Source organism: Acetobacter suratthaniensis (assembly GCF_017377745.1).
GTDB lineage: Bacteria > Pseudomonadota > Alphaproteobacteria > Acetobacterales > Acetobacteraceae > Acetobacter > Acetobacter suratthaniensis.
On the sequence record NZ_JAFVMG010000003.1, the window covers coordinates 86,291 to 103,003 of the forward strand.

Annotated in this window: 19 protein-coding genes; 10 read left to right on the plus strand and 9 right to left on the minus strand. The window is 57.2% G+C overall.

Annotated elements, in window-relative coordinates:
* Positions 1-19: 19 nt before the first annotated feature.
* Positions 20-400, plus strand: coding sequence for a hypothetical protein (locus tag J2D75_RS05160; RefSeq protein WP_207853518.1), 381 nt, complete (start codon positions 20-22; stop codon positions 398-400).
* Positions 401-473: 73 nt separating this feature from the next.
* Here the strand turns inward: J2D75_RS05160 and J2D75_RS05165 are convergent, their stop codons facing one another.
* The 3 genes from J2D75_RS05165 to J2D75_RS05175 form a co-directional block, all read right to left on the minus strand.
* Positions 474-854, minus strand: a complete 381-nt coding sequence (locus tag J2D75_RS05165; protein WP_243428519.1) for a flagellar biosynthesis regulator FlaF — start codon at positions 852-854, stop codon at positions 474-476.
* Positions 855-1,052: 198 nt separating this feature from the next.
* The gene (locus tag J2D75_RS05170; RefSeq protein ID WP_207853522.1) at positions 1,053-2,039 is read right to left on the minus strand and encodes a flagellin N-terminal helical domain-containing protein; all 987 of its coding nucleotides are present in this window, start codon (positions 2,037-2,039) and stop codon (positions 1,053-1,055) included.
* A 163-nt stretch (positions 2,040-2,202) separates the two neighbouring features.
* Positions 2,203-2,868 (minus strand): hypothetical protein, encoded by a 666-nt coding sequence (locus J2D75_RS05175; RefSeq protein ID WP_207853524.1) that lies wholly within the window; start codon positions 2,866-2,868, stop codon positions 2,203-2,205.
* Positions 2,869-3,181: 313 nt separating this feature from the next.
* Between J2D75_RS05175 and J2D75_RS05180 the strand changes: the two genes are divergently transcribed.
* The 8 genes from J2D75_RS05180 to J2D75_RS05215 all read left to right on the plus strand — a co-directional run bounded on the left by J2D75_RS05180 (position 3,182) and on the right by J2D75_RS05215 (position 10,663).
* On the plus strand, positions 3,182-3,529 hold the full coding sequence (locus J2D75_RS05180; RefSeq protein ID WP_243428520.1) for a flagellar hook-basal body complex protein FliE: 348 nt from the start codon (positions 3,182-3,184) through the stop codon (positions 3,527-3,529).
* A gap of 11 nt (positions 3,530-3,540) precedes the next feature.
* Complete coding sequence (locus tag J2D75_RS05185) at positions 3,541-3,816, plus strand: flagellar biosynthetic protein FliQ (RefSeq protein ID WP_025860167.1); 276 nt, start codon at positions 3,541-3,543, stop codon at positions 3,814-3,816.
* Between the two features lie 34 nt (positions 3,817-3,850).
* A complete protein-coding gene (locus J2D75_RS05190; protein ID WP_243428521.1) occupies positions 3,851-4,663 on the plus strand; it encodes a flagellar biosynthetic protein FliR in 813 nt (270 codons plus the stop codon).
* A gap of 12 nt (positions 4,664-4,675) precedes the next feature.
* Positions 4,676-5,764: an EscU/YscU/HrcU family type III secretion system export apparatus switch protein gene (locus J2D75_RS05195; protein WP_207853526.1), complete on the plus strand. Its 1,089-nt coding sequence runs from the start codon at positions 4,676-4,678 to the stop codon at positions 5,762-5,764.
* A 259-nt stretch (positions 5,765-6,023) separates the two neighbouring features.
* Positions 6,024-7,736: a flagellar hook-basal body complex protein gene (locus J2D75_RS05200; protein WP_207853529.1), complete on the plus strand. Its 1,713-nt coding sequence runs from the start codon at positions 6,024-6,026 to the stop codon at positions 7,734-7,736.
* A gap of 253 nt (positions 7,737-7,989) precedes the next feature.
* Positions 7,990-8,505 (plus strand): flagellar basal body-associated FliL family protein, encoded by a 516-nt coding sequence (locus tag J2D75_RS05205; RefSeq protein WP_207853530.1) that lies wholly within the window; start codon positions 7,990-7,992, stop codon positions 8,503-8,505.
* A 74-nt stretch (positions 8,506-8,579) separates the two neighbouring features.
* A complete protein-coding gene (gene fliM / locus J2D75_RS05210; protein ID WP_207853532.1) occupies positions 8,580-9,836 on the plus strand; it encodes a flagellar motor switch protein FliM in 1,257 nt (418 codons plus the stop codon).
* Between the two features lie 77 nt (positions 9,837-9,913).
* Positions 9,914-10,663: a DUF6468 domain-containing protein gene (locus tag J2D75_RS05215; protein ID WP_207853534.1), complete on the plus strand. Its 750-nt coding sequence runs from the start codon at positions 9,914-9,916 to the stop codon at positions 10,661-10,663.
* A 57-nt stretch (positions 10,664-10,720) separates the two neighbouring features.
* Here the strand turns inward: J2D75_RS05215 and J2D75_RS05220 are convergent, their stop codons facing one another.
* From J2D75_RS05220 to J2D75_RS05240, 5 genes are read right to left on the minus strand one after another with little or no spacing between them, the layout of a single operon-like run.
* On the minus strand, positions 10,721-11,230 hold the full coding sequence (locus J2D75_RS05220; protein WP_207853536.1) for a hypothetical protein: 510 nt from the start codon (positions 11,228-11,230) through the stop codon (positions 10,721-10,723).
* Between the two features lie 18 nt (positions 11,231-11,248).
* A complete protein-coding gene (locus tag J2D75_RS05225) occupies positions 11,249-11,959 on the minus strand; it encodes a glycosyltransferase family 25 protein (protein ID WP_207853543.1) in 711 nt (236 codons plus the stop codon).
* Positions 11,960-12,005: 46 nt separating this feature from the next.
* Positions 12,006-12,434, minus strand: a complete 429-nt coding sequence (locus tag J2D75_RS05230; protein ID WP_207853545.1) for a hypothetical protein — start codon at positions 12,432-12,434, stop codon at positions 12,006-12,008.
* Positions 12,431-12,751 (minus strand): rod-binding protein, encoded by a 321-nt coding sequence (locus tag J2D75_RS05235; protein WP_207853547.1) that lies wholly within the window; start codon positions 12,749-12,751, stop codon positions 12,431-12,433. The genes J2D75_RS05230 and J2D75_RS05235 overlap by 4 nt, the downstream gene beginning before the upstream one ends.
* Positions 12,752-12,754: 3 nt before the next feature.
* Positions 12,755-13,963, minus strand: a complete 1,209-nt coding sequence (locus J2D75_RS05240) for a flagellar basal body P-ring protein FlgI (protein WP_207853549.1) — start codon at positions 13,961-13,963, stop codon at positions 12,755-12,757.
* 209 nt (positions 13,964-14,172) lie between these two features.
* Between J2D75_RS05240 and J2D75_RS05245 the strand changes: the two genes are divergently transcribed.
* Complete coding sequence (locus J2D75_RS05245; protein ID WP_243428522.1) at positions 14,173-15,039, plus strand: transglycosylase SLT domain-containing protein; 867 nt, start codon at positions 14,173-14,175, stop codon at positions 15,037-15,039.
* Between the two features lie 39 nt (positions 15,040-15,078).
* Here the strand turns inward: J2D75_RS05245 and J2D75_RS05250 are convergent, their stop codons facing one another.
* The gene (locus J2D75_RS05250) at positions 15,079-16,644 is read right to left on the minus strand and encodes a glycosyltransferase family 9 protein (RefSeq protein ID WP_207853566.1); all 1,566 of its coding nucleotides are present in this window, start codon (positions 16,642-16,644) and stop codon (positions 15,079-15,081) included.
* Positions 16,645-16,713 lie beyond the last annotated feature (69 nt).

Below are 16,713 nucleotides of genomic sequence, written 5' to 3' on the forward strand. Positions count from 1 at the left end.
TGAAAAGGATTTAAAGAGAATGCCGTCTGTGACGAATACTGCGCTCCCATCTGAAACGATTTCGGTGCATCACGCGCTGGAAAAAGTAACGGGACTGCTCGAAACAGCCGGGACCTTGTTCCTTGATGCACAGAACACAGTGGGAGAGTGCACAAAAACACTCACCTTGTGTGATGAGGAAGTAAAAAGCCTGCAACAGCTTGATGTCGCGACGCAGACAGTAGAAGCTGTCGCTTCTATTTTAAGGAATATTCTGGACAATCCGACACTTGATCTGTCGGCGGACATGCCACTGCCCGCTCTGTATGCAGGGGTAAAGTTAAGCGAAATTGTCAGGATTCTGAAAGGTGAGCCGGGCGACCATGTGCCGATCCCGGCGGGCGAAGTCGATCTGTTCTGATTTCGCCGCAGTCTTGCGCCTGTAAACGCTGAGTCGAGACAGGCATAAGACGCCGTTTAAAGTCTGTTTTTTTTTACAGAATACCGTAAGACATGTCGCTTTCGGTAACGGATGCTGTCTCCAGCCCTTCCAGTACATTCTGGGCAATGTCGATCAGTGGGTCAAAGCTGAGAGAAGGATCAACCAGCAGCTTGATACCATAGCGCTGAGCTTGATCGGCCAGCCGTATGAACAGTTCCCGATCTTCCAGCGGGGTTGCGGCCCCTGTTTCGCTGATATTGGCCTTCATGATCAGGCCCCACATTTGCTGGTGCTTGTCCAGCGCTGCGCTGCGTACGGCGGGGTCGGTGCTGTCGCGGGCTTTTTCCAGTTCGATCAGCAATAATCTGAAACAGGCTGCATCGGCGTCTCTACCGCTGATGGCGGTTTCACTAACTGCTTGATAGGCTCTCATTGCCGGGTGGATCATCGCGTTACCATCTGTAGCCTGTTTTTCTGGCCGCTAAGAAAAGCACCAGTCCGCAGTAAAAATATCCTACTCCGACGATACTGACCAGATGGCATATAAAATTTACGCGATGGCCCAAAAAGAAACACCCCCGGCCAGATGGCCGGGGGTGCTCCGTAACGCGCCCTAAAGCGAGTGTCGTTCTTACTGGAAGAGCGACAGGATGCTCTGGGACTGGGAGTTCGCGATCGTCAGCGACTTGATGGCGAGGGACTGCTTGGTCTGCAGCGAGGTCAGCTGAGCGCTGGCAGCAGACATGTCCGCATCGGTCAGAGCGCCAACGCCCTGCGTGATGTTGTCGGACAGCGTGGTGCCGAAGCTGGACATGCTGGAGATGATGGAGGAGTTGGAACCCAGCTTGGAAGCGATCGTGGTCATCGCGGTGATGGCCTGTTCGATCAGGGCCACCATCTGCTGAGCCGTGCTGCCCGAGGCGCCGGAAGCGAACGTCGTGGTGTTCAGGCTGTTGCCCGAGGTCACGAAGATGTTGGCGCTGGCGGCTTCGCTGGAAGCCAGACCGGTGGTCAGACCCAGAGCGTCCGTCAGGCTGGAACCGCTGCCTTTGGCGTAGCTGAAGGAGGAGGCCAGAGCGCCGGAGGTCATGGCGCCGGAGATTTCCGTGTGCAGGCCGCTGATGACGTTCGTGTCACCACCAAGGCTGGTCAGGTAGGTCAGGCTGGTGCCCTGGATGCCCACGCCGTCGGTGGCTGCGTTCACCAGCAGGTTAACGCCGTTCAGGGTGGCGTTACGAGCGATAACGTTGATGGCGTTCAGCGTCTGCGTGATGGAGTCGCTGGTGTCGCTGATGCTGCTGCTGCTGGTCTGGTTGTTGGTCAGCGTGTTGACCAGGCCCTGAATGGACTTCAGGTCGGTCAGGATGCTGCTGACGGCGGTCGTCGTGGTGTTAACAACCTGGGCTGCGAAGGTCAGGCCGGAGTTCACGGCGCTCAGGCCGGAGTTCTGACCGCTCAGCTGCTGAGAGATGGAGTAAGCAGCGGCGTTATCAGAAGCGTTGTTAACCTTCTTACCGGTCGAAACGACGTTTTCGGTGTTGCTCAGCGAGGTCTGGGTAGCGTCCAGGGTTTCGATGGCGACCAGTGCGGAGGCGTTGGTGTTAATTGAAAGAGTCACGTGTATTCTCCATGCCAAATCGGACTGGCCCTCGCCAGTTCTTGGTCAGTAAACCCCGAAATGGCTAAGAGAAAGTTACCAGATTTTGACTTTCATTCTATCGGGGTCAAAAAAATCAAAAACACGATATTTTTATGCAACCTGTTGGAATTGCTTCGTTTTTTCACTCAAGCGGGCCGTTTGTAATCCGTACCATAAGGGTTATGGGGTTTCCGGCGGTGTCGGTACCAACGTGAAAATTTGTCCATTTTCCGGTGCCGAAAACCCAAGTGCCTGAAAAACTGGCCACGAAGGGGTGGGGTTTGCAGGTGGCGGCCCCATCCTGAGACGGCGGCGCGGAGTCTTGCTGCTGGGCGCACTGCGCCAGATCGGCTGCGCTGATGGGGGCGTAGATATTGGAGTCCATCTGTGCCGTGCGGCCGCGAATCTGGATTGTTCCATCCACGCCGGTTTTTTCACCCGCTGATGTATTGCCCGTATCGACGGTGGACGCGCCGCGAATGACGATATCGGAAAACTTGGTTGCATCATTGGCGCAGACTTCGACAGAGGCCGCACCCAGAAGCTGATCCTGCCCGGTCTCGCCCCCCTGACGCAGAATGCCACGTACTTCGGCAATATGTACGGCTCCCGCCGGGCAGCGTAGTCCGTCATCGCCGGTTTCGGGGCCACGGCTGCTGGTGCCCGCAGGCGTATCCTGCGCCTGCTTGCTTGCGGCATGGGCAGGCGATGTCAGCAGCCCCAGAGTAATCAGGCCGCCGAGCAGGGATGCGGCGCGTATGGCTTTATACTGTACCATGGTGCCTGCGAGCGGGAGTGAATGCCTCATGCGTTTAAAATTCCTGCTTTCGAATGGCCATGCTGGCCCGTGGTCTGCCGGGCTGGCTGTCGCGCCCTGATCGGGGTGGAATGTTCCTGTCTGGGCGGCAGAGTACCGTATCCTGCATGATCTTGCCATGACTATGCGGGGGCAAAGGAGAGAAGCGCTTACCAGAAAAGGGGCCGCAAAGAGTGTGATACTGCGGCGTGCGGTGAAAAGACTCTGGTCTTGTGGTGTCTTAATGGCTAGTTTACAGGCTGTGCGTACAGGCAGGGTTTGCCCTGCTGGTGGCGATAAAAGTGGATCGGACACAGGGCCTGACATGATAACAAGTGACCTTGCGACACGCAGCGTTGATGCGCTCAATGCTTACGGGCAGACACAGCAGACCCTTAACGCGTCCACGGACGGTCTCGCGGGGGATGAGGCCGCCGGGTCTTCTTCCGATGTCGTCTCCAGCTTTGGTTCTGTACTGAATGGTGCCATTCAGGGTGCAATCCAGACCCAGAAAACATCTGAAGCGCAGACAGCGCTTGGCGTGTCGGGGCAGGGTAATCTGACGGATATCGCGACCTCGGTTGCGGAAGCCAAACTGACCCTGCAGACCGTTACGACCGTGCGCGACAAGATTGTGCAGGCGTATCAGGATGTTATGAAAATGTCGATCTAAGGCATGGTGCCGTGAACCACACGGTCGATGTCCATGAGATATTGCGGCAGACACTGGTTGTCGCTGTAAAAATGGGGGCGCCGTCGCTTCTGGCGTCCTTGTGCGCGGGTGTTCTTGTTTCGCTGTTTCAGGCCATGACGCAGATTAACGAAGCAACGCTTTCCTTCGTGCCAAAATTCATTGCCGCTATTGGCGCCCTGCTTCTGACAGGGTCTTTCATGTATTCCACGCTCAATACTTACGCCCATACCATCTTTGATCAGATGATTCTGGTTGGCGGCTCCTGATGGGGCGGCCAGCGCGTGAGGGGCTGGTGTGGGCATGGCGGTAACCTCGTTTTTTCCCGGTGGTTCTGTCGCGGAACTGGCCGCCATGTTTCTGGTGGTGCTCTGCCGGGTTAGTGCGCTGGTTATGACCTCGCCCGGTCTGGGGGAGCAGACGTCCCCCATGCAGGTGCGTGCTGGCGTGGCAATCGTGACAACATTTGCCATTCTCCCTGTCGTGCAGGACAAGCTCTCTCTTGTAACGGGTGCTGCCATACACAGACCCTTCCTGATTGTAGCGATTATTGCAGGCGAGCTTTTGTGTGGCGGGTTTATTGGCTGGCTGGCCAAGCTGATTGCCCTGGCGATGAATATTGCCATGCAGATTATTGCGGTGCTGACCGGGCTTGCCAGCGTTTTGCAGCCGGATGCGGAGCTGGGGGCGGGCAGCACCGCGCTCAGCCATCTTGGTGCGTCGATGGTGCCGGTTATTTTCCTGTCTACGGGCCTGTATGTTTTGCCACTGGCTGCGGTTACGGGGTCTTACACCCTGTTTCCACCGGGGCAGATGCCCATGATTGATGATATGGCCAGCAGCGTTATCCACACCACCGCGCAAAGTTTTGCGCTGGCCATGCAGCTTGCGGCTCCTTTTGTGCTGATTGGCACGTTGTGGCCAGCCATGCTGGGTGTGCTCAACCGCCTTCTGCCGACTATTCAGGTTTATGGTATTGCCATGCCTGCCCAGATTCTGGGTGGGGTTCTGCTGCTGGCGGTGCTGCTCCAGATCATGTCTGGTGTCTGGCAGGAAAAAATGGGCGACCTGCTCGTGGGCCTGCCCGGCATAGGCGCTGGCCCCACGCGGCATTAGGGGCGGACAGGCATGGCGGAAGAAGGAGCCGGCGGGGGCGAGCGGTCACAAGACCCAACAGGCAAACGCCTGGAAACCGCGCGTGAGGAAGGCAATGTTGCCCAGTCGCGCGAATTGCAGATGTTTGTTGTTCTTGCTCTTTTTCTGATGGTTTTTACCTTGGAAACCGCCTCTGCGGCACGGGTGTTCGTGCATCGCATGCGTGGACTGATGGAGCATTTTGACAGCATCGCGCAGGATGGGGCGGCAATATACGACATTACCATGCAGGCCATGACGGAAGGCGTGCGGCTGGCCGGGCCTCTGGTGATGGTGATCATGGCGACCGTCATTATCTTCGGCTTTATCCAGACCGGCTTTCTGTTCCGGCCCGAAGCCGTTGCGCTGGATATTACCCGCCTTTCTCCCATGAAGGGGATCAAGCGGGTGTTCAGTGTCACCAATCTGGTGGAGGTGCTGAAAAGCCTCGTCAAATTCTGCGTGTTTGGCCTGCTTCTTTATGGGGTGGCCAGAGGCACCGTGCATGTGGCCCCAGAGGCAGAGCGGTGGAGTTTTACACATCTGACATCCGAGCTGGTGTCGTGGTTTTTGTATGCAACGCTGACAATTCTGGTGGTGCAGAGCGGTATCGCCCTGCTGGATGATCTGTGGACGCGCTATCATCGCCTGAGTGGGCTGCGTATGAGTTTTCAGGACATCAAGGAAGAAACCCGCCAGACCGAGGGCGACCCGCATATCAAGGGTAAGCGGCAGCAGATCCGCCGTAGGCGGGCGCGCCAGCGCATGCTGCAGGCGGTTAAGAATGCAACGGTGGTGGTGACGAATCCGACCCATTATGCCGTGGCGCTGGAATATGAGAACGGCACCGATACAGCCCCCCGGATTGTCGCCAAAGGTATGGATGATCTGGCGGCCCGTATCCGCATGACGGCGGAAGATGCAAAAGTGCCTGTTGTCCGCAATCCACCCCTCGCGCGCGGGCTGTATACCCTGCCGGTGGATTCCGAGATTCCGCCCGAATATTTCCAGCCTGTGGCGGCTATTATTGCCTACGTGATGAAGCTCAAAACCCCCGGATCGCGCATTGTGCGGCGGAATTAAGCCAGAGGAAGCCAAACGCGCGGTTTTCTGGGGGCAATGGTTAGGAAAACCTTGCGTTTCATAGCAGGCATGCTACTCAATAGCCCAACGCAAGGCAGTATGTGTCGCGCTGGGAATGTTTCAGCCGCCATTCCATGCTCGTGTGGTCGGGGGTCCGGTTGCTGCTTTTTTCCCGTTGGGGGAGCAGTGCGGGGCAAACGGCCATTCTGCTGAAAAGCGGACGGGACGGACGGCAGCGCGCGCAAGGCAGGGACAGCTCATGTCGGTTTTCAATGCCCTTTCAACGGCTGTAAGCGGTATCAACGCGCAGTCGACCGCATTTACCAATCTCAGTAACAACATCGCCAATAGCCAGACTGTAGGCTACAAGGCCACCACAACAGCCTTTCAGGACTTTGTGGCGGGTGCGGGCGGTAACAGCGCATCGGCTGATATTTCTGATTCTGTCGCGGCTCTGACCATCCAGCACGTGGATAATCAGGGCACCTCCTCGACCAGCACCGATGGCCTTGCGACCTCGATTTCCGGCAACGGGCTGTTTGTCGTTTCCAAGGGCACATCCAGCGGCCAGACCTACTACACGCGCAATGGCGAAGTGTACGAGAACAAGTCCGGTTATCTGGTCAATACCAGCGGGTATTACCTTGAAGGCTACATGGTGGATCAGTCCACCGGCACGCTGGGTACAACGCTGACGCAGCTCAATGTCGCCAACGTGACGTTCAAGCCGACGGAAACCACGACGCTGACCTCCACATCCACGGTGGGCACGGCAAGCGGTACGAAGCAGAGCTACACCACGGCTCCGACCACCGTGTACGACTCCACCGGAACGGCGCATCAGATCGGTCTGGTGTGGACGCAGAGCACGTCGGATACCTCAAAGTGGACCGTGCAGGCTTATGACGCTGATGGCGGTGGCGCGATTAGCAACGCATCGCCGTCGCCTTATATCGTGACGTTTGACAGCAGTACCGGCGCCATGACTTCGGTTACGGATGAGGCCGGTAACGTTATAGCCAACACGACCGGCACCGCGGCTGAAGTTCCTATCACCGCAACGTATAACGGCGTGGCTCAGACCATTAAGCTTGATCTGGGCAATATTGGTTCGACTAGCGGTACGGTGGTTGCGACTTCAAGCAGCGGTACGGCCAGCACCACGCAGGGTACAACGCTTACTGTTACCCCAGTCAGCGCTACGACCAATACGCTCAGCATGGAAACTGCGGATGTTAATATTGGTGCGCTGTCGGGTACGGCGGATTCTTATATGACAGCACCATCTAAGGTCACTAATGCGGATGGATCGACCGGCTATGTGTCGGCCCTGTGGACCAAGGACAAGACAACGGCTTCCACGGTGAATGACGAGCAGACATGGACCGTCAAGCTGGTGGACCCATATTCAAGTGCGACGACTCCTTCAAACGAGGTAAAAGTAACATTCAAACCTGATGGAACGATCGACACCGTTGGTGGGGGTACTAGTGCTACCCTTACGTTCAGTGAAGGGGGGTCTACCAGCACGCTGAACCTGACGAACACTTCGGCCAAGCTCGGCACCACATCGCCCTATACCGACACCACCGCGATCACCAGCGACAGCATTTCGACCGGCACTTACGAAGGTGCGGAAATCACCAGCGATGGTTCCGTCATGGCGCAGTTCAGCACCGGCACGCAGCTTATCGGCAAGATTGCACTGGCCAACTTCGCCAATGTTAACGGGCTGGAAGCTGTTGACGGTCAGGCTTATGTGGCCACAACGTCTTCAGGCAACGCGCAGGTTGGTGTTTCCGGGCAGAACGGCACCGGAACGCTTTCGGTCGGGTATGTTGAATCCTCCACCACCGATCTGACGAAGGACCTGTCCTCCATGATCGTGGCGCAGGAAGCGTATACGGCCAACACCAAGGTGGTGACTTCAGCAAACACGATGCTGCAGGCCACCATTGCAATGATCCAGTAAACTCACCCGTGAAAGGGCAGGGGGCTTCGGCTTTCTGCTCTGTGGTTGGTGCAGAATAATGCGGCTTTATGCTTCTTCCCGAAGTGTAAGGCCGTTTTATATTTCTGGCTCCGGTCGCTGGTTGAAGGCGAGTTAAGGCATCATTCATGATTTAACGGTTCATGGCAGGTCGAAGCCATTGAGCCAGCATGGAACTCTCGCTACAGTGACCGCACGACATTACGTGTTCTCATGATACCGGAGCCGCCCAGAAATGAGTGAAACTGTAACCGACGGCGCAGCAGCCGCTAATGCCGCGGATGCACATGCGGGTGCGGCCAAGAAAAAGAAGCTGATCATTATTGGTGCCGTTGTGGTTCTGCTTCTTCTGCTGGTCGGTGGTGGCTTCTGGGCGAAAGATCGGTTCTTTAAATCTGTCGGCAGTACAGTGGCCAGCAATAGTAAAATGGCTCAGGATGCCCTGCATCCGCCGGTTATTCTGGGTATTCCGACACTGGTCTCCAATCTTGATAGTGGTGATGGTCGGCCGGTTTATGTCAAACTCACCGCAAAGGTAGAGGTTGTCGGCGCTTCGAACGAAGCTAGTCTTCAGAATGTCGTGCCGCAGATTCAGGATATTTTTCAGACCTACCTGCACGAAACCCGCCCGCAGGATATCCGGGGCAATGGTATTTACCGGCTGCATGAATCCATCATGCGTCGGTTAAGGGTTGAGCTGGCTCCGCTGGAAGTCAGGAACCTGTATTTTGTCGAATTCCTTGTCCAGTAGGCCGCACGGTCTTTTACGGGGTGGGGCTTTCAGGCGCATTTGGCTAATTTATTAAAACCGTGGCGAAAAACGACATGCAGGATGTAGAAGACACAACGGCCGGTGGCGAGCCGCATGAGGCAACCTCGGATGAGGCTCATGTCGGGGCGGATACACAGGCCGCGCATGCCGATGCACCCGACCATGCGGAGGCTTCAGCCCACGCAGAGGACGGGCACGACGAAAGCGCCCACGACGATACTACCGAGCATGATGATAGTGAGCACGATCCCGGCGCCATGAGCGGGCATGTGCTCGATCAGTCAGAAATTGACAGTCTGCTGGGTAATACGTTTTCGGCCCACCCTGTGCGGGAAGAAACCGGGATAGAGCGTATCATCAAGGCGGGGTTTGTTGCCTATGAACGCCTGCCGATGCTCGAAATTGTTTTCGACCGGCTGGTTCGGCTTCTGTCTTCTACGCTGCGTAACTTTACCAATGATAACGTTGAAATCACGATGGAGAGCATGCGCTCCATGTGTTTTGGCGATTACATGAACACTGTACCATCTTCTTCGCTCTTTGCGGTATTCAAGGCTGTACAGTGGGAAAATTACGGACTGGTGGTGGTTGATTCATCCCTGTCCTATTCCATTATCGACATCCTTATGGGTGGCCCGCGTGGCACAGGGCATGCCGGGCCGGAAAATCGCCCCCATACAGCCATCGAGCGTGCGCTGATTGAAAAACTGATTACGTTGACACTGGATGATCTGTCATCCGCTTTCAGCCCGGTCTGTGCGATTGATCTGGCGTTTGAGCGGCTTGAGGTCAGTTCCCGATTTGCAGCCATTGCCCGTGCGTCCAATGCCGTGGTGATGACCAAGCTGCATATTGATATGGAAGACCGCAGCGGCAATCTGGATCTGATCATTCCGTATGCAACGCTTGAACCGGTGCGTGACCAGCTTTCGCAGCAGTTTATGGGTGAGCGGTTCGGGCGTGATTCCATATGGGAAAACCATCTCATATCCGAAATCATGGAAACGGATGTGCAGGTTTCTGCCGTGCTGGAAGAAAGAACCGTGCCGCTTGCCGAGGTTCTGGGTATCAAGCCGGGTATGCAGATTACTTTCCCGCATCGGGCTGGCACGCCTATTCATGTCAGGCTCCAATGTGGGCAAACACAGCTTTTTCAGGGGCGGTTGGGGCAGTTGCACGGGAGTTCCGCCGTCAAGATAGAGCGCCGGTTGCTGCCGCCAGACCCGCACCACCCGCACCCCGGTGCCCCCGATGCACCGGCCTCAGCAGCGGCTCCCGCTCCGGCGGGGGAAGTCGCCAAGACGGCTTAAGTGCTATACGCCGCACGGATATGGCTGTATCCGATGCGTAATTCGCCAACCCGGTCAGACTGAAGGACACGAGACAGATGCTGACACAGATCCAGATGATCATTGAGGTCGTGCTGTCGATTTTCCTGTTTTTGGGAATAGTCTACAGTTTCTATCTTGGCCGGGTGCTGTCCAACCTTAAGCGCGACCGTGAAAGCCTTCTTGGTCTGGTTGAGAAGCTGGAAAGCAGCGTCAAAAGTGCTGATCAGGGCGTTGAAAAGCTGCGTATTGCAGGGGAAGTCAGCGGGCGTCCTCTCAGCCGTATGGTTGAACAGGCCAAGCTGGCCGGTGTTGAGCTTGATGGCGTGGTCAGCAAAGCTGACGCGGCAGCAGACAGGCTGGAAGCACTGGTGACTCAGTTGCCAGTGCAGGAAAAACGGCTTGAAAATCTCATTGAAAAAGCCGCTGATCTGCGCCTTGAACAGCTGCGCGAAGAAAAGATTGCGGCACAGGATGCTGAGCAGTCCGCAGGAGTTGCATCCGAGGTGGAAGCGGCCTCTGAAGTGCAGCCGGCTCAACAGGCTGAGGCCAATGCTACGAAAACGGCTGAGGCACCTACCGTAGCGCCAAAAGATAAGAGCGAGGCGGCTCCTGTCAAAAAAGCCGATGCAGCCGGACGCGATGGTAAAAAATCTAGCCCGCCTGTTGCGCGCAATGCCAGTAGCGATGCCGGGGGCGCCACCACGCTTGCCACCGGAGGTAAGGCCTCATCAGGCAATGCCCGGCTGCGTAAGCGCCCTTATATGCAAATGCTGGAACAGACTTTTCTAGGACGTCAGGGCGAATAAGGAGCGCTTACGCTCCTTATTTTCTAATGCCTAACCCCAGTTTTGGGGCCGACTGGCTTACCAGTAAGCGCCAATGACATGTTTGGGCTGACTAGGCCCGGGATCAGCACTGGACGACCAGGCACCCCAATCCCATTCCTCGGTATCCCGGCGGGTTTCTGCTGCCATCTGCTGCATACTGGGCATGGTATAGTCGGGTTTGTAGTTCTTTTTCTGCTGCCGCGCTTCAGCTTCCGCATTGGAAAGCAGAGTACGGTAAGCGATATCAGACCCCATATAAACACAGCCGCATCCGATCGGGTCCGCATAGAGGTAGATCGGGCCAACGGAAGATGTGCGGTATGTCAGCTCTCCGGGGGGGAGGGTATTCATCATGGCATAGCGTGCGGTTGTATCGGCCATATGCGCGATAAAACCAGCCTGAGACAGTCTGACCCCTTCTTTAAGGTAAGGGGTGGCGGGGGAGCCTGCACATCCGGCCAGTGTCAGGCAGGCCGCAATGGCTATGCCCGCTGTCCGGTAACGCTGCTGCTCAGGCCTGTCAGCGCGGGAGTGGGTGAAGCGCATGTGAAGCTCCTCCGGGTTTCAGACCGGTGCAGACATGTCAGACAGGCTAAGTGGCGGCACGCTGACAAACGCCCCGATGTCCATGTAATGGCGATTGAGCAGAATGCTGAGGTCGGTTGCTTCAAGCATCTGCCCGCCGAGGCAGTAATGCAGCACTTCTTCAGTATTCAGGGGCAGGCAGCTTTTGATCAGCTTGGCAGCGCCTGAAGGAGAAATGGCGTAGTTGCCAAAACCGAACATCTGCACAAGGCGGAAGGGCAGAGAGGCAACGCCTACCTTATTGAAATCCGTGACGTGCTTTTGCACCGAATCCTGAAAATACATGGTGGTGGCATGCGTAACGCCGGGCAGCAGTTCGTACTGCATAACATTGTCGCCAGCCCAGTCCCAGCAGATAAGATCCCAGTTTGAGGGCAGTTTTTCGATAATTTCCTTGCTGGCATCGGCAAAATTGCGGCACAGCACAGCGCGGTCATCGAAAACATAAGCGCCGGTGCCCGAGCGCATGACCGTGCCCCAGAGCGAGACATGGTTGAGTGCGTTTGCCAGAGCCGCCGGGGAGAAGGTGCAGGTTTGTTCTACCAGACCGGCCTGCTGCATGGCAGCGACATCGACGGTTGCGGCATCCAGCCCCTTGAAGGGCACGATATCAGGCACATGGGCATTAAGGCGGAGGAAAGTCTCGCTGCGTTCCGGTGCGCTATCGAGACTGATGAAAAACTTGTCCATGGATGATCCTGAAAATGCACAAAGGTAAAAAAGAAGCGGAAAAGCCTTATACGTCGCTGCGCAGGGTCATGGCGCCCTGCGCCCGTTGGTCCTGCACGTAATGGCCAGACGCGGCATAGCCGGTAGTGCTTTCCTGCGCGGCTTCAAGAATAAGCTGGATAACGGAGTTCTGTGTTTCAACAGCGTTTTGCAGCTTTTCCTGATTGGTGGCGATTAGGTCTTTGAATGCCTGTGCGGCCTTTTCCACATCCGTGGGCAGGGGGGCATCTTGTTGGCCGGTTTCGGCCAGTATTTTTGCCCGCTCGACAAGCGCACTTTCAAGCGCTGTGATTTCTTTCTGTTTTGACGGCAGCAGATCAGCGATTTTCTGGAACTTCAGTTCGGACAGAAAATCGTTTTCCTTTTCCAGAACCCGGCATACTTTCTGGAAGCTTCGCAGGATCTGGTTATCCTGCCTGTTTAGGGCGGCGCTCATGACTGGGCCTTTTCCTGCATGGCCAGCAACTGGCGATACACGTTGTTGGCAATGCCCAGCCCCCCGCTATCGGCAATCTGCTTGCCCATTTCCTGTACCTGTAGGTCACGGAACTGCTTTTCGCCCGCACCGCCGCCAAACATGGAATCGGACATATCGACTGTATCAAACATGGGTTTGAGCATTTCGCCGATCGTCACCCCTTCGAAATCCACCGCTGCCTTGCGTGCCTGTTCAAGCTGGGCGGGCGTAAGGTTGGACTGCGAGGTAAGGGCCTGCTGGTTGTTGGCCAGCGCCGAGAGAATGGCTGAACTCATGTTTTATCTCACCTCAAGGTCGGCCTGCAGGGCTCCGTCGGCCTTGATGGCCTGCAGAATACTGATCATGTCGCGTGGCCCCATGCCCAGAGCGTTCATGCCGGAAACCAGGCTGGCCAGTGTCGGGCCTTCACGCAGGATACCCAGCCGCTGGGAGCTGCCGGTGCTGGCGCTGATCTGTGTGCGCGGCAGAATGGCGGTGGTGCCATTGGAGAATGGCCCCGGCTGCGAGGCCTGAGGTGTTTCCGTAATCTGGATGGTCAGATTGCCCTGTGCGATGGCCACGGTGCTGATACGCACGTTATCGCCCATGACAATGGTGCCGCTGGCTTCATCCACGATCACTTTGGCCATGGTGTCGGGCTCGATGGTCAGATCGCCAATGCGGAACAGCGTCTGGGCCGGGTCACGGCCAGACAGGTTGATTGCAATGGTGCGGGGGTCTTCAACACGGGCCATGTTACGGGCGATGGAGCGGTTGATGGCTTCCACAATGCGGGTGGCCGTCGTGAAGTTGGGGTTACGAAGGGAAAGATGGATGAGCCCGCCCGCGCCGAGCGAGACCGGCACCTCGCGTTCCACCACGGCACCATTGGCGATATGGCCGCTGGTGGGGATGTTCTGCGATACGGTGGCGCCAGCGCCGCCTGCGGAGAACGCGTTGGTTACCAGCGAACCCTGTGCCACGGCGTAGACTTCACCATCGGCGGCCTGCAGCGGCGTTACCAACAGGGTGCCGCCGGTCAGATCACGCGCATCGCCCGCGGCGGAAACGGTGACATCAATATGGCCACCCCCATGTGAGAAGGGGGGGAGGGTCGCGGTTACCATCACGGCGGCCACGTCATGGGTCTGAAGCTGGATCTGCCGGTCGCGGATGTTCACGCCCAGACGGTTGAGCATGCCGATCAGCGTTTCACGGGTGAAGATGGTGTTGGTCAGACGGTCGCCTGAGCCGTTCAGGCCAACCACCAGCCCATAGCCGACGAGCTGGTTGTCCCGCACGCCTTCGTAATCGACAATATCCTTGATACGGACAATGGCGGCGCTGGCTGGTGCGGGGGGGAGGATCGCCGTCAGAAAGAGGGCCGCTACAAGTGCGGACAAGGTCTGTTTTGATCTGACATAAAGCCAGCGGCGTGCAGTAGAACCCTGAGTGGGAGAGCAGGCGCGCTTGTTGGGGCCAATGTTCGCCTTGAGGCGATTCCTCATAGAACTGCTCACCTTTTAGCATTGCTGACCACAGCCGTTTTCATCAGGGCCACGGCTTGCTCACGATACTCGGCATGGCACAGACATTCAATGCCTAGTTATTCACGCACAGGATCGCTTTTGGCCGGATGTTGCTCTCTGTACGATGAAATTATTATGGCATGCCGTCTTTCTGGCTCTGGCGGTTGGAATGCTGTATGCAGGCTTGCATGTCCGTCTTCACTTCTTCTTTGCGTTCCAGTCTGGCGATACTGGGGGCGTTGTTGGTTGTCGCGCACAAGGCCGAGGCGCGATCGCCCGAAGCCATGTCCTGCATTACGGCTGCGGCACAGGCCGAGCGTGCGCAGCACATACCTGAAGGCTTCCTGTTTGCCATGAGCAAGGTGGAGAGCGGGCGTGCCGAGCCGGATGGCGTGGTAGCGCCTTGGCCGTGGACGATTACCGCTGCCGGTGTGGGCCATTATTACCCGAGCAGGCAGGAGGCCGTGGCGGCAGTGCAGACCTTCCGCGATCAGGGCATCAAGTCGCTGGACGTGGGCTGTATGCAGATCAACTTACAACAGCACCCCGATGCTTTCCCTTCCGTTGATCAGGCATTTGATCCTGTCAGGAACGCGCAGTATGGCGCAACGTTCCTGCGGCAGATGTATGACAAGACCGGGAGCTGGCCCCGTGCCGCGGCTGCCTATCATTCCCAGACACCCGGTGTGGGTACGCCCTATCAGTGGAAGGTGCTTGAAGCGTGGGCTGTGCCGCAGGACGGGCACGAGCCAGCCAATGCTGAGCATAAGGGCAGCGGGTTGCTGGCCAAAGGCTCTCCCCTGTTTAACTCGCCGGTTCTGCCTGCGGCAAGTCGTGAGCCGACCATTCTCAAGCCTACGGATGACCAGCAGGTCGCCTCTGACGACCGGCCAGCGCCCGCACAGGTTTTCCATCCCTTTATGGGCATGAGAAGCTTTTCAGAACCGGTGGCGCGCCGCCCTGCTACGGCAGGGCTGCGGGGGCGTTCTCTGGCCTCTTATCGGGCATCACCCGTTGCATTGGCCGCGCCGCGCAGAATGGTGTCTGCGGACTGAATGATAAAGCCCCCGCTTTGAGCGGGGGTGTGGGTGTGTTCAGGACGGCGCTTTCCAGTTTGCTACCCATTCGTGCAGTGCGGCGCCGACTTCTTTCCATGTGGGAACAAAAGACAGTTCTTTGGCGCGGAAAATCCGCATGCCGGGATACCACGGCGTGGTGTCTCCTTCATCGCGCCAGCGCCAGCAGGCATCTCTACGGCTGACAAGCCATGTCGGCCGACCCAGCCCGCCTGCAAGGTGCAGGGGCGAAGTATCTACCGAAATGATCAGATCCAGATTTTCCATAATGGCGGCGGTGTCCGCCATATCGCTGACATTGCGCATGGGGTCGGCGATAGGCTGGCCCTTCCAGTCCAGAATCTGACGGTGCGGTGGGCCGAACTGGAGATTGATAAGGGTTGCGTCAATCGGTGTCAGGGCCGCGGCCATATCCTGCAGGTTGCTTGAGCGCCGCCGGTCGGTCAGCACAAATTCAGCCTTGATACGCTGAGCACCCGCCCAGACCAGCCCGATGCGAGGGCGACCGGGAGGCAGCATGGCTGCAAATTTTTCGATATCCGCCGGGTCGGCCCGTAGATAGGGAATGTTGGCCGGAATGGTTTCATCGGACACAACGCCTACAATATAAGGCAAATCCGGTATGGGGGCTGAGTAGTCGTAACCGTCTTCGGGTTTTTCACCGAAGGGGCGGATTTCTTTGACCGTTGCGCGGGGGAAGGACTGTGTCAGCAAGCGCACAAGCGGGCGTGGCACGGCAATGGTGACATCAGCGCCTGCATCCAGCAGCCATGCGGCGGAGCGGATGAACTGCAGCGTGTCCCCAAAGCCCTGTTCTTGATAAACAATAACCCGCTTTCCGGCTACGTTATCGCCATGGCGCAGGCGGGGCAGGCGTACGAACCACCAGGATTCGTCATCCACAATCGGATCACGCTGGACGTAATTGTACCAGCCTTCCTTGAAATCCCCGGCCTTGATCTGGGAGACTGCGTAACCAAACGCAGGGCGTTTCTTGTCCTCTGCCAGTTCCACAGCTTTTTTGAACCATGGCAGCGCCTCACGCGAGCGGCCGACATTCTGCAGGGCGCAGGCCATGTTGTTTACGAGGGCAAAGGTTTCTTCCCCCGTCTGGCCCCAGAACTCAAGAATGCGGATGGCCTCATCAAGACGGCCGGTATCCAGCAGCACCTTGGAGAGATTCTCGCACAGATCGGCCCGGCGGGTCGGATTTTGTTCGATCAACTGCGCGAACAGGCCATAGCCTTCGCTTTCTTCGCCCGTTGTGATCAGCGCATTGGCGAGCGACAGCTTGGCGGGCAGGTTATAGGGTTCGCGCTGGACAACATGGCGCATGAGAATCACGACAACATCATGCCGGGCCGTATATTCCCACAGCAGGCTGGAGGCCGCCGCGATCATGTTGGTATCATCAAGATGCTTGCCGACAAGATCGAGAATGAGCTGAAAGGCTTCCGTGCCCCGCTGTTCCAGAAAAAGTTTAACACCCGTATTATACAGGGTCTGGGGTGTTGGGTGAGCCTGCAGGTCTGCTATCTCTTTTTCGGTAACGGAAGCGGTCTCTGCGCCCGGTTGTGCCGTCATGCTTGATGTGTCCTGTCTCTGTTCGAACCGGCAAGGTTCGTGCTGCGCTGATACCATAACCGCAAGAGC

Bases quoted from the DNA above. Each gene is read 5' to 3' on its own strand.
- J2D75_RS05160 (WP_207853518.1), top strand. From the start codon at position 20: ATGCCGTCTGTGACGAATACTGCGCTCCCATCTGAAACGATTTCGGTG.
- J2D75_RS05165 (WP_243428519.1), bottom strand. From the start codon at position 854: ATGAGAGCCTATCAAGCAGTTAGTGAAACCGCCATCAGCGGTAGAGAC.
- J2D75_RS05175 (WP_207853524.1), bottom strand. From the start codon at position 2,868: ATGAGGCATTCACTCCCGCTCGCAGGCACCATGGTACAGTATAAAGCC.
- J2D75_RS05180 (WP_243428520.1), top strand. From the start codon at position 3,182: ATGATAACAAGTGACCTTGCGACACGCAGCGTTGATGCGCTCAATGCT.
- J2D75_RS05190 (WP_243428521.1), top strand. From the start codon at position 3,851: ATGGCGGTAACCTCGTTTTTTCCCGGTGGTTCTGTCGCGGAACTGGCC.
- J2D75_RS05195 (WP_207853526.1), top strand. From the start codon at position 4,676: ATGGCGGAAGAAGGAGCCGGCGGGGGCGAGCGGTCACAAGACCCAACA.
- J2D75_RS05200 (WP_207853529.1), top strand. From the start codon at position 6,024: ATGTCGGTTTTCAATGCCCTTTCAACGGCTGTAAGCGGTATCAACGCG.
- J2D75_RS05205 (WP_207853530.1), top strand. From the start codon at position 7,990: ATGAGTGAAACTGTAACCGACGGCGCAGCAGCCGCTAATGCCGCGGAT.
- fliM (WP_207853532.1), top strand. From the start codon at position 8,580: ATGCAGGATGTAGAAGACACAACGGCCGGTGGCGAGCCGCATGAGGCA.
- J2D75_RS05215 (WP_207853534.1), top strand. From the start codon at position 9,914: ATGCTGACACAGATCCAGATGATCATTGAGGTCGTGCTGTCGATTTTC.
- J2D75_RS05220 (WP_207853536.1), bottom strand. From the start codon at position 11,230: ATGCGCTTCACCCACTCCCGCGCTGACAGGCCTGAGCAGCAGCGTTAC.
- J2D75_RS05225 (WP_207853543.1), bottom strand. From the start codon at position 11,959: ATGGACAAGTTTTTCATCAGTCTCGATAGCGCACCGGAACGCAGCGAG.
- J2D75_RS05230 (WP_207853545.1), bottom strand. From the start codon at position 12,434: ATGAGCGCCGCCCTAAACAGGCAGGATAACCAGATCCTGCGAAGCTTC.
- J2D75_RS05235 (WP_207853547.1), bottom strand. From the start codon at position 12,751: ATGAGTTCAGCCATTCTCTCGGCGCTGGCCAACAACCAGCAGGCCCTT.
- J2D75_RS05240 (WP_207853549.1), bottom strand. From the start codon at position 13,963: ATGAGGAATCGCCTCAAGGCGAACATTGGCCCCAACAAGCGCGCCTGC.
- J2D75_RS05245 (WP_243428522.1), top strand. From the start codon at position 14,173: ATGTCCGTCTTCACTTCTTCTTTGCGTTCCAGTCTGGCGATACTGGGG.
- J2D75_RS05250 (WP_207853566.1), bottom strand. From the start codon at position 16,644: ATGACGGCACAACCGGGCGCAGAGACCGCTTCCGTTACCGAAAAAGAG.